Source organism: Frankia alni ACN14a (genome assembly GCF_000058485.1).
Classification (GTDB): domain Bacteria; phylum Actinomycetota; class Actinomycetes; order Frankiales; family Frankiaceae; genus Frankia; species Frankia alni.
Genome location: NC_008278.1, coordinates 4,990,037 through 5,003,484 on the forward strand (window position 1 = coordinate 4,990,037; position 13,448 = coordinate 5,003,484).

The 13,448-nt window shown below is 73.3% G+C and carries 9 protein-coding genes; 4 read left to right on the forward strand and 5 right to left on the reverse strand.

Annotated elements, in window-relative coordinates; all coding sequences use genetic code 11:
• Nucleotides 1-75 precede the first annotated feature (75 nt).
• Nucleotides 76-2,595: a WD40 repeat domain-containing serine/threonine protein kinase gene (locus FRAAL_RS20105; RefSeq protein ID WP_050997191.1), complete on the forward strand. Its 2,520-nt coding sequence runs from the start codon at nt 76-78 to the stop codon at nt 2,593-2,595.
• A 52-nt stretch (nt 2,596-2,647) separates the two neighbouring features.
• On the opposite strand, the gene FRAAL_RS20110 is transcribed toward FRAAL_RS20105, so the two are convergent.
• Both FRAAL_RS20110 and FRAAL_RS20115 read right to left on the reverse strand, forming a co-directional pair.
• On the reverse strand, nt 2,648-3,301 hold the full coding sequence (locus FRAAL_RS20110; protein WP_011605716.1) for an alpha/beta hydrolase family protein: 654 nt from the start codon (nt 3,299-3,301) through the stop codon (nt 2,648-2,650).
• A gap of 154 nt (nt 3,302-3,455) precedes the next feature.
• Nucleotides 3,456-4,502, reverse strand: coding sequence for a glycosyltransferase family 2 protein (locus FRAAL_RS20115; RefSeq protein ID WP_041939540.1), 1,047 nt, complete (start codon nt 4,500-4,502; stop codon nt 3,456-3,458).
• 626 nt (nt 4,503-5,128) lie between these two features.
• On the opposite strand from FRAAL_RS20115, the gene FRAAL_RS20120 reads away from it, so the two are divergent.
• On the forward strand, nt 5,129-5,866 hold the full coding sequence (locus tag FRAAL_RS20120) for a helix-turn-helix transcriptional regulator (protein WP_041939541.1): 738 nt from the start codon (nt 5,129-5,131) through the stop codon (nt 5,864-5,866).
• Between the two features lie 79 nt (nt 5,867-5,945).
• Here the strand turns inward: FRAAL_RS20120 and FRAAL_RS20125 are convergent, their stop codons facing one another.
• Nucleotides 5,946-7,037 (reverse strand): TerC family protein, encoded by a 1,092-nt coding sequence (locus tag FRAAL_RS20125; RefSeq protein WP_011605720.1) that lies wholly within the window; start codon nt 7,035-7,037, stop codon nt 5,946-5,948.
• Nucleotides 7,038-7,327: 290 nt separating this feature from the next.
• A complete protein-coding gene (locus FRAAL_RS20130; protein WP_011605721.1) occupies nt 7,328-8,734 on the reverse strand; it encodes a hypothetical protein in 1,407 nt (468 codons plus the stop codon).
• A gap of 176 nt (nt 8,735-8,910) precedes the next feature.
• On the opposite strand from FRAAL_RS20130, the gene FRAAL_RS20135 reads away from it, so the two are divergent.
• Complete coding sequence (locus FRAAL_RS20135) at nt 8,911-10,497, forward strand: PucR family transcriptional regulator (protein WP_011605723.1); 1,587 nt, start codon at nt 8,911-8,913, stop codon at nt 10,495-10,497.
• 52 nt (nt 10,498-10,549) lie between these two features.
• Nucleotides 10,550-12,682, forward strand: a complete 2,133-nt coding sequence (gene uvrB, locus FRAAL_RS20140; RefSeq protein WP_041939542.1) for an excinuclease ABC subunit UvrB — start codon at nt 10,550-10,552, stop codon at nt 12,680-12,682.
• A gap of 29 nt (nt 12,683-12,711) precedes the next feature.
• Here uvrB and coaE read toward each other — a convergent pair whose 3' ends face one another.
• A complete protein-coding gene (gene coaE, locus FRAAL_RS20145) occupies nt 12,712-13,344 on the reverse strand; it encodes a dephospho-CoA kinase (protein ID WP_041939543.1) in 633 nt (210 codons plus the stop codon).
• Nucleotides 13,345-13,448: the final 104 nt, after the last annotated feature.

Below are 13,448 nucleotides of genomic sequence, written 5' to 3' on the forward strand. Positions count from 1 at the left end.
AGCTCGGTAGACTTGCGCAGCCATGAGTGGGGCCGACGAGATGGAACGGCATGCCCACCCGCCGCGGGCCGTGACGTGATCGTCGGCCGGGAGCGGGTGGAGAAGGCCCTGCCCGGCTACACCGTGGGCGAGCGGCTGGGGTCGGGGGCGTTCGGGCTGGTGCTGGCCGGGCAGCACCAGCGGACGGGCCATCCGGTGGCGATCAAGGTAATGGAAGCCGAAGGCTCCGAGGGGACGACCTTCGGCTTCGCCGCCGAGGCCCGGGTGCTGGCTGGGTTGAACCATCCCCACGTGGTGCGGGCCTTCGACTACGTCGAGGCTGAGGGTCTGTGCCTGGTGGTGATGGAGCTGCTGGCGGGGGGCACGCTGACCCGTCGGCGGGTGGGGATCGGCCCGGAGCAGGTGTGCGCGGTGGGCCTGGCGGTCGCCGCGGCGTTGGGCCATGCGCATGGGCGGGGAGTGCTGCACCGCGACATCAAGGCTGACAACATCCTTTTCGCCGCGGACGGAACCCCTAAGGTCGGTGACTTCGGGATCGCGAAGCTGTTCGAAGGGTCGGCGGCCACCGCGAGCAGCCGGGCCGGGACCCCGATGTACATGGCACCGGAGCAGATCGAGGGCGGTCGGCTGGGGCCGGCGACGGACCTGTACGCGCTGGGCGTGGTGCTGTACCACCTGCTTACCGGAGCCCCGCCGTTCGACTCGCGACAGCCGCTGCCGGTGCTGTGGCGCCAGCACCTGAACGACCCACCCCCACCCATGGTCGGGGTACCGGCCTCGGTGGCGGCGGTGGTGCTGCGCGCGTTGGCGAAGGCCCCCACCGACCGCTACCCCGATGCCGCCGCGTTCGCCCTCGATCTCGCCCACGCCGCCACCGAGGCCTACAGCTCGGGCTGGCTCACCCGTGCCAGGCTGCCGTTGCACCTCGACGACCACGTCCTGCGGGCCACCGACCCGCCGGCACCTCCCCCTCGGGTGGGCGACAGTGACGACGCGAGGACAGTCGCCTCGGGAGCCGACGGCGGCGCTGTCGGGCCGGACGCCGGGAGCGAGAACGGCGGGCCGAGGCGCGCCCGGAGGCGGCGCGGGCGGGCACGACGGAGGGTGGCCCTGCCCCTGGCCGCGATGGCGGTGCTGGTGGTGGTGTCGCTGGTGCTCTGGCGCATCACCGGTGGGAGCAGCCCCGGCCCCAACCTCGACCGGGAGGCGGTGTCACGGCAGTTGGCCGCCGCATCAACGAAGAAGGCCGCCGACCAGCCTGACCTCGCCCGCCGGCTGGCGCTGGCCGCCTACCGCACCGCCCCCACCCCTCAGGCACGCAACAGCGTGCTGCGCCTGCTCGCCTTCACGAACCGGCCGCTGGCCACCCTCGCCGGCGGCTACGCTCGAACATTCAGTCCGGATGGGCGGCTGCTCGCCACCACCAGCGACGAGAATTTCCTCTCCACGCCCCCTGAGCCAGGCACCGTCCAGCTGTGGAATGCCTCCGCCCGCGGCGAGGCCCGCACTCCGCTGACCACCTTCGCCGACGGCATCGACCACTTCGCGACCACCATCGCTCCGGTGTTCAGTCCGGATGGGCGGCTGCTCGCCGTCAGCGGCTGGAATGACAACGGTCCCATCGTCCAGCTGTGGGATACCGCGGCCCGCGGCGAGGCCCGCACTCCGCTGACCACCTTCACCACCTCCACCACCTCCTACGACAACGGCGTCTCCGCTGTGGCGTTCAGTCCGGATGGGCGGCTGCTCGCGACCACCAGTAAGGACGGCACCGCCCGGCTCTGGGACACCACCGCCCGCGGCAAGGTGGACCAGTCGTTGGCCACCTTCGCCGCCAGCATCGTCCTCAGTGCCGCGGCGTTCAGTCCGGATGGGCGGCTGCTCGCCGTCAGCGGCTGGGGCCGCATCGCCCAGCTGTGGGACACCACCGCCCGCGGCGAATTCCACACTCCGCTGACCTCCTTCACCGGCCACACCGGCCGCTTGGGCGCCGTCACAGCCGTGGTGTTCAGTCCGGACGGGCGGCTGCTCGCCACCAGCGGCGAGGACGGCACCGCCCGGCTGTGGGATACCACCGCCCGCGGCGAGGGCAACGCTGCGCTGACCACCTTCACCGCTCACACCGACTGGGTCTCCGAGGTGACGTTCAGCCCGGATGGACGGCTGCTCGCCAGCAGCAGCCGCGACGGTACAGCCCGGCTGTGGCCCACCACCGCCCGCGGCACGGTGGACCAGTCGTCGGCCACCTTCAGGTTTGCGCCCACGCACGTCTTCTGGGATGGCGGTGTGGTGTTCGACCGAGCCGGGCGGCTGCTCGCCACCAGCGGAGACGGCGATCCCCAGCTGTGGGACACCACCGCGCGTGGCGAGGTGGACCAGTCGTTGGCCACCCTCACGAACGCTGCCGCGGGCGTGGTACCCAGCCCGGATGGGCGGCTGCTGGCCACCGCCAACAGCAACAACATCACTCGGATATGGGATCTGGACCCCGACCGGTTCACCAAGGCCGCCTGCGCGGAGAGGGCCAACCGACTCACCGAAGCCGAATGGAAGGCTGTGCTACCCGAGGTCGCTTACACCCCACCCTGCTCCTGACCGGGGGCGCCAGCATCGCCGAGGTGCGGCTCGCGGCCGCGCGTCGCCCGGCTCAGGACGCCAGGGCGAACTCCAGGGTTGCCTGTGCGAGGTCGCGCAGGAACAGGTCACGGTCGAAGCCGTCGCCGTCGTCGGCCAGGTCCGGCGGCGGCGAGTGCATGAAGCTGAAGTGACCCGCGTTCGGCACGATGCGCAGATCCACGTCGCCCGGCGCACTTTTCAGCAGGATGGCCTGGTCGACGGGCGTGACGGTGTCGAGCTCGGCGGCGTGGACGAGCATGGGGACCGTCACTGCGGCCAGGGCGCCGGGAGCGGCGAACCAGCCGGTGGCGGGCGCCCACAGGGCAAGACGGCTGACCCGGGGTTCCCGCGGCACGTCCAGCGGCGTGCCGTCCCGCGCCCAGGGGGTCGCTCCGGCCAGGCAGAGGGCGGCCCAGCCGCCGATGGAGTGACCCACCGCCACGACCGCCGCGTCCGCAGACGCTTCCCGGCGGAGCGCCTCGACCAGCCCGGCCGGACGGGCGACCAGCTCGGCCGTCGTCGCCTCTCGGCCGGCCATGCGCTCGAAGTGGGGCGCGACGACCCGGCAGCCATGGGCGGCGAGATGCTCCAGGAGCGGCTGGTATCGCTGCGGGTCGCCGCCTGCGCCGGTGGCGAAGAGCACGATCCGCTCGGGCTCGGCCGGGCCCAGCGTCAGGATGTCCATGTGTCACTCCTCCACCACGCACGGTTCTCCGGCGGGACCTGACACCCCGTCCCACCCGGCAGGCCCCCGTGCCGCATCAGGCTACTGAGCCGGTGCCGATCCCGGTCCGCCCCATCGGCCCGGACGTCGCTGTCCGCCGGGGTCGTGGCGAGGCCTACCCGGTGGCGAGAGGGTCGGCGACCGCCGGGTCGGGTCCCGGCCCGAGCTCGCCGGATCGGGACGCCCGCGCCGGGACAGCGGGCGTCGTGGGGCGGGCGGCGTCGGCCGGGGGGAGGCGGCCGAGGCGACGGCGGGTCGCGGCGGGGGCGGCGCGCCAACGGGAGTGCACGGCGGGTTCCCAGCTCGGCCGGGTCAGGCCGGCCGTGAGGCCGGCGAGGATCCCGGCGGCGCGGCGCGCGTCGTGGACGTGACCGGTGGCGAGTTTGCGGGCGGTGAGGACGACGAGCTGGCCGGCGTGCACCGCGGGCCAGCTCCAGCCCAGGGTGGCGCGGTGGCGACGGGCGTAGATGGCGGCCGAGCGGCCGAGCTCGGCATGCAGCAGGTCGGAGCGGCCGACGGTCTCACCGCCGACATGCACCACCGGCCATTCGTCGTCGGCCCAGGCAAGCCGGCCGCCGGCCGCGTACAGCCGGGTGAACAGGTCGGTCTCCTCGTAGTACATCCAGTAGGCGGGGTCGAAGCCGCCGAGGCGCAGGAAGGTCGGGACGCGGATGGCGAAGAAGGCGCCGACGGGGTGGCGCAGCTCCGGCCACCGGGCGACGGCCGCCGCTTCGCCGCGCAGCGTGATGAAGGCGTTCGTGCGCGAGGTCGGCAGCACGCCGCGGGACCGTCCGGGGCCGCCCTCGCTGGCGAGGAACGGGAATCCGACGACGTCGACGGACGGCGGGTACCAGGCGAGGAGCTTCGGAAGGACCTCCGCGGTGTCGTGGGGGATCGTCACATCACTGTTGATCACCAGTAGCCAGTCCGGCGCCGGGCCGTCCGCGAGGGCGCCTCGGACGGCGAGGTTGACGGCCGTGCCGTAGCCCACGTTGCCGTGGCCCTCGACGATCCGCACCCCGGCGGGCACCGGGCGCCCGGCGAGGGTGCCGTTCTCTACCAGCACCGTCTCGCAGCCGTTCATGGCGACCAGGACCGAGAGCAACTGGTGCAGATGGGTCGAGCCTCCGTGGGACACGACGACCGCCAACAAACTGTGCATCATCCGCCTTCACTAAAACATAAAGCGATTACGAGAGGATCGATGATCGCCTCGCCGTACGTCCACGGAGTACACCGGCGAACATATCGGGCCAGGTTGATCGATCAGGATTTCGCCGATGCCGCCGCACTCATGGCCACACCCCCGTCCACGACGACAGTCGTGACCCACCCCACCCCGGCCGACCAGCCCGGACAGCTGTCGCGACCAGGGTAACTAGCGCATCGAAGTGCTCCACGTTTCCCTTCCCGGCGAGTCGCGCATCGCGACCGGTCCAGCCGTCAACCGAATCTTCCGAATCATGCACCGGAAACACTTCGGATGCGGATCACGGCATCACCCGAGCGAAATTCCGACCCCCGATCACGCTCACCTCCGTCGCCCCACGAGGCACCGAATCCGGCGCCGAACCCACGCCTGTCGCGCCGCCCGCCGCCGCCGGTCACCGGGCCGCGCCGCCCGCGTCCGCCGCCGCCCGCGTCCGCCGCCGCCCGCGTCCGCCGCCGCCCGGGTCCTGCGCGGTTCGGCGCCGCGGCCATCGCACATCACGGGCATGGGGCAGCGAGATTGCCCAAGTCGCGCTGTTTCGCCACCAGTCGTGACAGGGCCCTGTCAACGTGGAACGCATGCCGCACCCAGATCGACTGACCGCGATCGTCGAGGAGCTGCGCCGGGCCGGACCCGCCGGGCGAACAGCCGCAAGCCTGGCGGCCCGGCTGGACGTCAGCGTGCGAACAATCCGCCGGGACCTGCTCGCCCTCCAGGACGCCGGGGTTCCCGTCGGCGGGATCTCCGGACCCGGGGGCGGGTACGTGCTCGCCCAGCACGCGATGCTGCCGCCCGTCGCGTTCACCCAGGGCCAGGCGAGCTCGGCCGCCGTGGCACTGGCCGCCGCCGCGACCGGCCCACTGACCCGCGACGGCGCGGCGGCGCTCGAGAAGCTGCTCGACATCATGCCTGCGCCGCAGCAGCGACAGGTCGCCGAGCTGGCCTCGCGCGGCTGGGCAGGACCACCCGTCGTCGCCCGCACGGCGCTGGCCACCACGATCGAGGACGCGCTGCGGGGCGGCCGGGTGCTCGCGATCGACTATCAGGACGCCGCCGGCAGCCGAACCGTCGGCCGCCGGGTGGAGCCCCAGCTGCTCGCCTTCACCGGCGGCCACTGGTACCTGCTGGCCTGGTGCCTGGATCGGGGCGGCCCACGCTGGTTCCGCTGGGACCGGATCTCCCGCGCCGTCGACACCGGCCAGTCGGTGGACGACCGCGACCCGTTCGCAATCTTCACCGCGCCCCCGCCCGGCCTTCGGCGTATCCGCCGGGCCCCGGCGCCCGGCCCGCGCGGCGAGCCGGCGAGGCCGAGCTGACCGGTCCCGCGGGCCGTACCCGGCGGGCGGTCCGCCGGGGACGGGCCGACGGGCCGCCCGCGCCGGGCGGAATGCTGGCCTAGCGAGGGTGCCCACCGGGGAACCCGCCGCCCGCCCCGGCGACCTGGCGTGGTTCGGCCTGGTCGGCCGCCGGGGCCGGTGCGGAACTCGTCTCCGCCGCCGGCGAGCCTTCCACATCCGCCTCCACTTCGGCCTGCGCATCCGCCTCCGCTTCCGGCGCCGGCTTGTCGGCGGCCCTCTCCGCGGGCGGCTCGGTCAGCAGCGACCAGACCACCGAGACGGCCAGCGCGACGGCGATGACGCCGAGCGACAGCGCGATCGGCATGTGCCACACGTCGGTGAGCAGCATCTTCACGCCGATGAAGGCAAGGATGAACGCCAGCCCCGTCGCCAGGTGGTGGAACCGTTCCATCAGGCCCGCGAGCAGGAAGAACAGCGACCGCAGACCCAGGATGGCGAGCGCGTTGCTGGTGTAGATGAGGAACGTCCGGTCGGTGACGCCCAGGGCTGCGGGCACCGAGTCGAAGGCGAACAGCACGTCGGCGGTCTCGATCGCGACGAGGACGGCGAGCAGCGGCGTGGCGACGAGCCTGCCCGCGCGGCGCAGGACGAAGTGCTGCCCCTCGTACTGATCGGTGACCGGCATGACCCGCCGCAGCAGTCTCACCGCTCGGCTCTGCCCCGGGTCCATCTCGACCCCGCTGTCGCGCAGCATCTTCACGGCCGTGTAGATGAGGAAGGCGCCGAAGATATAGATGATGAAGCTGAACTGCTCGAGCAGGGCGACCCCGGCGGCGATGAAGACGAACCGCAGCACCAGAGCGCCGAGAACGCCGTAGAACAGCACCCGGTGCTGGTACTCCCGGGGGACCTTGAAATACGAGAAGATCAGCGCGAAGACGAACAGGTTGTCGACGGACAGGCTCTTCTCGAGCAGCCAGGCCGCCGTGTATTCGCCGGCGGCGCCGGGGCCCTGCCAGGCCCAGATCACCCCGGCGAAGCCGAGGCCCAGCGATACCCACAGCACGCTCCACCAGGCGGCCTCGCGGAAGCCGATGACGTGCGCCTTGCGGTGGGCCAGCAGATCGATGGTGAGGAGCCCGAGCAAGGCGCCGACGAAGGCGGCCCAGGCCCAGAGGGGAACGTGCACGGAGATCTCCAGAGGTGTCGCCGGTCGCGGCCCGGATGCGCCACCCCGGTTCCTCCGGGGCGGAAGGTGTCGCCCTGACCGGCCGGGCGCCGTTGCCAGCGGCCGGTCAGAGCACGTTCACGTACGCCACACCATCAGCAGATGAGCGTGCAGCGACGAATTAATTACTATTAGTAGCTATTGGGAGGCGCGATCGTCCCGGCGTCCCCGGACCGGATCCCTCGAGGGGGTCCGGTCCGGGGCGTGGCCGAGGTGGACCGGCCGGGCGGGCGAACTGCCCGCCGGCGGGATCAGCGCCAGAGGTTGCCGGGCCGCACCGGTCGGGTGCTCCGCCCGCGCAGCGGCGCCGTCTCGATCGCCTGGCTGAGCTCGACCGGGCCGACGGTGCCGACCATCCGGGGGCTGCCGTCCGCCACCGGCTCGACCACGACGACGCAGCCGGCGGCCGGCCGTTCGAGCAGCCTCGCGGGCAGGTCGGCCACCGCGTCGTCCGGGGCGGCGGTCGCGACCATGGACAGCGGGATGCAGACCCGGTTGACCCGGGCGAGGTCGCGGTCGTCCATCGGGACGGCGGCGAGGTCGCGCAGCAGCGCCACCCCGGCGAGCGAACCATCGAAGTCCTCGACCCCGAAGACGGCGCGGTGGGCGGGCAGGACCACGTCGTCGAGGGCGTCGTCGACGGTCGACCAGGACGACAGCGCCGGCGGCGCCGGGCTCATGACGTCCCGCGCCACCAGCCCCGCCAGGGCGGCGTGGGTGCGCTGCTGGGACTGGGCCAACCGGGAGGCCCCCAGCGCCAGCCAGCCGAGCAGCACCGCCCACAGCCCGACGAAACCGACGAGGAACACGCCCGCGACACCCACGGCGATCATTGACCAGCCGCTGATGACGCCGGCCCGGGCGACGGCCTGCTCGGCGCGCTCCCGGCTGCCGGTGCGGCGCAGCACCCGGGCGGCGATCAGCCGCCCACCGGAGCTGCGCGGGCTGGGCAGCACGTCGATGAAGGCCACCAGCAGCGCGAACGTACCCACCCAGACGGCCACCTGGCCGGCCAGTTCGAGCGTCCCCGCCGGCGCCAGCGCGCCGAGGGTGACAAGCAGCGCACCGGCCAGGGCGGTCACGCTGAGACCCGCGCGGGCGACCTGCGCCTCGGCGCGGACCTCGGCACCCGACTCGACGAACCTCGGGCCGGTGGCCGGGCTCCCCGGGCCGGTCGCGGAGTTCCCTGAGGCGGTGTTCGGCGGCACGACGACGTCGACTCCGCCGCCCGCGCCGAACGTGCCCGCAGATCCGGCCGCTCCCGAACGCCCGGTGGGCGAGGCCGACCCGCCCGGCGCAGGTGCGGGCCCGGCGCGGCCCGCGAGGGTCACGCCCGCCCCGCCGCCGCCCCCGTCACGGCCACCGAGGGCGACCGTCAGGCGGCTGCCGAAGGCGCCGAGGGTGATGCCGACGACGGTCAGCCCGGCCCGGCGGGCGGCCCGGGCCCGCCGCAGATCCGCGCCCAGCATGATGCCGACAAGCAGGCCCGCGCCGATCAGCCCGCCGCAGAGGTAGGCGAAACCGGGCCGGTCCGGCACGGTGGCCGGCAGCGTGATCGCGGCGAGCAGGACGGTGACGACCGCCACCGAGACGGCGAGCCCCGGACGCACCGTGATCGGCGGAAACCCTCCCCGCCTGGTGGCGTCGTGGGTGGTCATGTCCGCTCAGACTCCTCTCCGTTTCCCCGTTCCCCGGCCGGGGTCGCCGACCGGGTGCTACACATGCTCAACGTCTAGCGTGCCCTTCAACGTCCCGGCAGACACCGCACGGACTCCGCGACTTCGCCTATGATTTTGCTGCCGAGGCTCGGCAATCAGGAGCGGGAGGCGAGGAAGTGGACGAGGCGGACGAACCGGCCGGGACGGCCGCGGTCGACGACGACGCGCCGGCCGGTCTGCCCGAGACGAGCCTGACCCGGCTACCCCGCGCCGCCGTGCTCGCGGCTGCCGACTCCCGGCTGCATGCCGGCCTGCTCGGCGACTATCTCGACGTCCTCGCCTCGGCGGCGGACAGCGGCCGGCGGCTGACCCGGGCGGAACTGGAGGCGTTTCGCGACCTCGGCCAGGCGGCGGCGGAGTCCGGGGCGTCGCTGCGTGCCCTGGTCGACCTCTACCTTTCGGCGACCTGGCGGGTGTGGCCGTCGCTGCCGGCGGTGCGGGCCGCCGACCGCGCCGCCCGCGAGCTGACCAGGGCGTCGAGCGAGCCGGTGGCGCCGCGGCAGCTCGCCGACGCGCTGCGCTCGGCCGGGGAATCGGTCGGGGCGGTCTCGCGCACCCGCGCCGCCGCCTCCGCGGTGCTGCGGGCCAGCGACGACGCCGTCGCCGCCGTGTGCGAGGGCTACGAGGCGGCCCGCACCGCCCGGGCGCGCTCCGAGGAGGCGCTGCGCCGCGAACTCGTCGACGACCTGCTCACCGGCACGTCGGCGGTGAGCCAGTTGCTGGAGCGGGCCGGGGCATTCGGCCTGCGGCTGGAGGCACCGCACACCGTTCTGGTCGTCGCCGGCAACCGGCGCTTCCTCGACGGGCGGGCGCTGACCCGCGCGGCCGAGACCATCCTGCGCGAGCACAGCCTCACCGATCCGCTGGTCGCGACCCGCGACGGCCTGCTCGTCTGCGTGGTGCCCGAGCAGGGCGACCTGGCCCGCGGCCCGCAGCCGCCCGTTCGCGGCCGCGCCCCGGCCGGCCGGTCGGCGGCCGGGGTGGACGCCGCCGGCGGCGTCGCGGCGGCCGGGCAGGCGCGCGGCGCCGCGCCGGGGCCGCCGGGATCACCGGGATCACCGGGCCCGTCGGGATCACCGGGGGCGCGGGCCCGGCCCGCGGCGGCCGCGGGCAGCCGTCCGCCCGGCCGGCGCCGGGCGGACGAGTCGGGGGCCGCGGACGCGGGTTTCTCCCCGCTGCCCGCGTTCGCGCCCACGCCGGAGGCCCCGGCCGCGATGGCCGCGCTGACCCGCCGGCTGCGGGCCGAGCCCGGCCTGCTGTGGCGGGTGGGGGTCGGCCGCGCGCGCAGCGGCGTCGCCGGGGTCCGGATCGGTTTCGAGGAGGCCCGCGGCGCCGCGGAGCTCGCCGGCCGCCTCGGGCTGGAGGGAGCCGTCGTCCACACCGACGACCTGCTCATCTACAAGGTCCTGCTGCGCGACCGGGAGGCGCTGGCGGAGCTGGTCGAGGCGGTGCTCTCGCCGCTGCGGGCCGCCCGGGGCGGCGCCGGCCCGCTGATCGACACCCTCGACGCCTACTTCACCACCGGCGCAGTGGCGCTCGCCGCGGCACGTCGGCTGCACCTGTCCGTGCGGGCGTTGACCTACCGGCTCGACCGCATCCACGCGCTGACCCGCCACGACCCGACCTCCCCGACGGATCGGTACGTCCTGCAGACGGCGGTGCTCGGCGCACGGCTGATCGGCTGGAACCCGGCTGGCGGGTGAGCCGCCGGTGGCCGGTCGGAAACTGTCGGAGGGCTGTGGTGTTCTGGTAGACGTGAGCACAACGTTCGAACGGCCCAGCCTCGACATCGAGCGGACGCGCGCCCCGTTCGAGGTCGTGTCCGACTTCTCCCCGTCGGGCGACCAGCCCGCCGCGATCGACGAGCTGGCCCGGCGCGTGCGGGCCGGCGACACCAACGTGGTCCTGCTCGGCGCGACCGGCACCGGCAAGTCGGCGACGACGGCGTGGCTCGTGGAGCGCCTACAGCGGCCGACGCTGGTGATGGCGCCGAACAAGACGCTCGCGGCGCAGCTCGCCAACGAGTTCCGCGAGCTGCTGCCGCACAACGCGGTCGAGTACTTCGTCTCGTACTACGACTACTACCAGCCCGAGGCGTACATCGCGCAGACCGACACCTACATCGAGAAGGACTCCTCGATCAACGAGGAGGTCGAGCGGCTGCGGCACTCGGCGACGATGAGCCTGCTCACGCGGCGGGACGTCATCGTGGTGGCGAGCGTGAGCTGCATCTACGGCCTGGGCACGCCGCAGGAGTACATCGACCGGATGGTGCGGCTGCGCGTCGGTGACGAGATCGAGCGGGACCTGCTGCTGCGCCGCTTCGTCGACGTCCAGTACACCCGCAACGACCTGGCTTTCACCCGGGGGACCTTCCGGGTCCGCGGCGACACGGTGGAGGTGTTCCCGGTCTACGAGGAGCTCGCCGTGCGGGTCGAGATGTTCGGCGACGAGATCGAGCGGCTGACCTACCTGCACCCGCTGACCGGGGAGATCGTCCGCGAGGTGGAGGAGATCTTCGTCTTCCCGGCGACGCACTACGTCGCCGGCCCGGAGCGGATGGAGCGGGCCATCGCGGGGATCGAGGCGGAGCTCGCCGAGCGCCTCGCGACGATGGAGCGCCAGGGCAAGCTGCTGGAGGCGCAGCGGCTGCGGATGCGCACCACCTACGACATCGAGATGATGCGCCAGGTCGGCTTCTGCTCCGGGATCGAGAACTACTCCCGGCACATCGACGGCCGCGAGGCCGGCACCGCGCCGCACACCCTGCTGGACTACTTCCCCGACGACTTCCTGCTGGTGATCGACGAGTCGCACGTGACGGTCCCCCAGATCGGCGGGATGTACGAGGGCGACATGTCCCGCAAGCGCAACCTCGTCGAGCACGGCTTCCGGCTGCCCAGCGCGATGGACAACCGCCCGCTGCGATGGGAGGAGTTCCTGGAGCGCATCGGCCAGACCGTCTACCTCTCGGCGACGCCGGGCCCCTACGAGCTGGGCCGGGCCGACGGCGTGGTCGAGCAGATCATCCGGCCGACCGGGCTGCTCGACCCGGAGGTCGTGCTCAAGCCGACGAAGGGGCAGATCGACGATCTCGTCCACGAGATCCGCCTGCGCGCGGAGCGCGACGAGCGCGTCCTCGTCACCACGCTGACCAAGAAGATGTCCGAGGACCTCACCGACTACCTGCTCGAACTCGGCATCCGGGTGCGCTACCTGCACAGCGAGGTGGACACCCTGCGCCGGGTGGAGCTGCTCACCGAGTTGCGCCGCGGCGACTTCGACGTCCTCGTCGGGATCAACCTGCTGCGCGAGGGCCTCGACCTGCCCGAGGTGTCGCTGGTGAGCATCCTCGACGCCGACAAGGAGGGCTTCCTGCGCTCCGACAAGTCGCTGATCCAGACCATCGGCCGCGCCGCCCGCAACGTGTCCGGCCAGGTGCACATGTACGCGGACAAGATCACCCCGTCGATGCGCCACGCCATCGACGAGACGAACCGGCGCCGCGAGAAGCAGATGGCCTACAACGCCGAACGCGGCCTCGATCCGCAGCCGCTACGCAAGAAGGTCGTCGACATCCTCGACGACATGGTCCGCGAGTCGGCCGAGGGCGAGCTGATCGGCGGGGGCGGGCGGTCACAGTCACGCGGCAAGGCGCCGGTGCCGGGGATGAAGTCCCGGGGCGGGGCGCAGGGCACGGTCGGCCGGTACGCCGCCGAGCTCGCCGGGATGCCCTCGCACGAGCTGGCGCAGCTCATCCGCCAGCTCGACGACCAGATGCACGAGGCGGCCAAGGAACTTCAGTTCGAGCTGGCGGCCCGGTTGCGCGACGAGATCGCCGAGTTGAAGAAGGAGCTGCGCGGCATGGGTGCCGCCGGGGTGCAGTAGCCCACGCACCCGGCCGCGACGTGCGTTGGTTACGGGGTGGCGGCCGGGGGGTGTTCGGTGGCGGCCCGGGCGTCGCGGCGGGCGAGCAGCTCCCGCCAGACCTCGTCGAGGCGGGCGTCGAGCTCGTCGAGGCTGCCCCCGTTGTCGATGACGATGTCGGCGGCGGCGCGGCGCTGTTCGTCGCTGGCCTGCGTGGCCATCCGGGCGAGTGCCTGGTCGCGGGGCAGGCCGCGGCCCTCCAGCCGCACCAGCCGCAGCTCGCGCGGCGCCTCGACGACCAGCACCAGGTCGTAGTTGCCCTCCGCGTGCACCTCGACGAGCAGCGGCACATCGTGCAGGACGATCCCGTCCGAAGAGAGCTGCGCGATCCGCCGGCCGGTCTCGGCCCGGATGAGTGGATGGATGATCGCCTCCAGGCGCCCACGGGCCGCGGCATCGGCGAAGACGATCCGGCCGAGTGCCGGGCGGTCGAGGCTGCCGTCGGGCGCGGCCAGCTCGGCTCCGAACTCCGCCAGCACGGCGGCGAGGCCCGGGGTGCCCTGAGCGACCACGTCCCGGGCGATCTGGTCGGCGTCGATCAGCAGCGCCCCGCGAGCCGCGAGGCGCGCCGACACCGCGCTCTTGCCCGAGCCGATACCACCCGTCAGACCCACTGTGAGCACGATGCCGAGTCTGCCAGCCCGTGCCGGTAGATGTTCCGCCGGGCCGTCGGGCGCGGCAGCTGCACTGATCGGGCACTTTACTGCTCGGCCACCTCGGCCTACCG

Excerpts from the sequence above, each read along its gene's own strand:
- FRAAL_RS20120 (WP_041939541.1), top strand. The coding sequence starts at position 5,129 with ATGCCGCACCCAGATCGACTGACCGCGATCGTCGAGGAGCTGCGCCGG.
- FRAAL_RS20110 (WP_011605716.1), bottom strand. The coding sequence starts at position 3,301 with ATGGACATCCTGACGCTGGGCCCGGCCGAGCCCGAGCGGATCGTGCTC.
- FRAAL_RS20130 (WP_011605721.1), bottom strand. The coding sequence starts at position 8,734 with ATGACCACCCACGACGCCACCAGGCGGGGAGGGTTTCCGCCGATCACG.
- FRAAL_RS20115 (WP_041939540.1), bottom strand. The coding sequence starts at position 4,502 with ATGCACAGTTTGTTGGCGGTCGTCGTGTCCCACGGAGGCTCGACCCAT.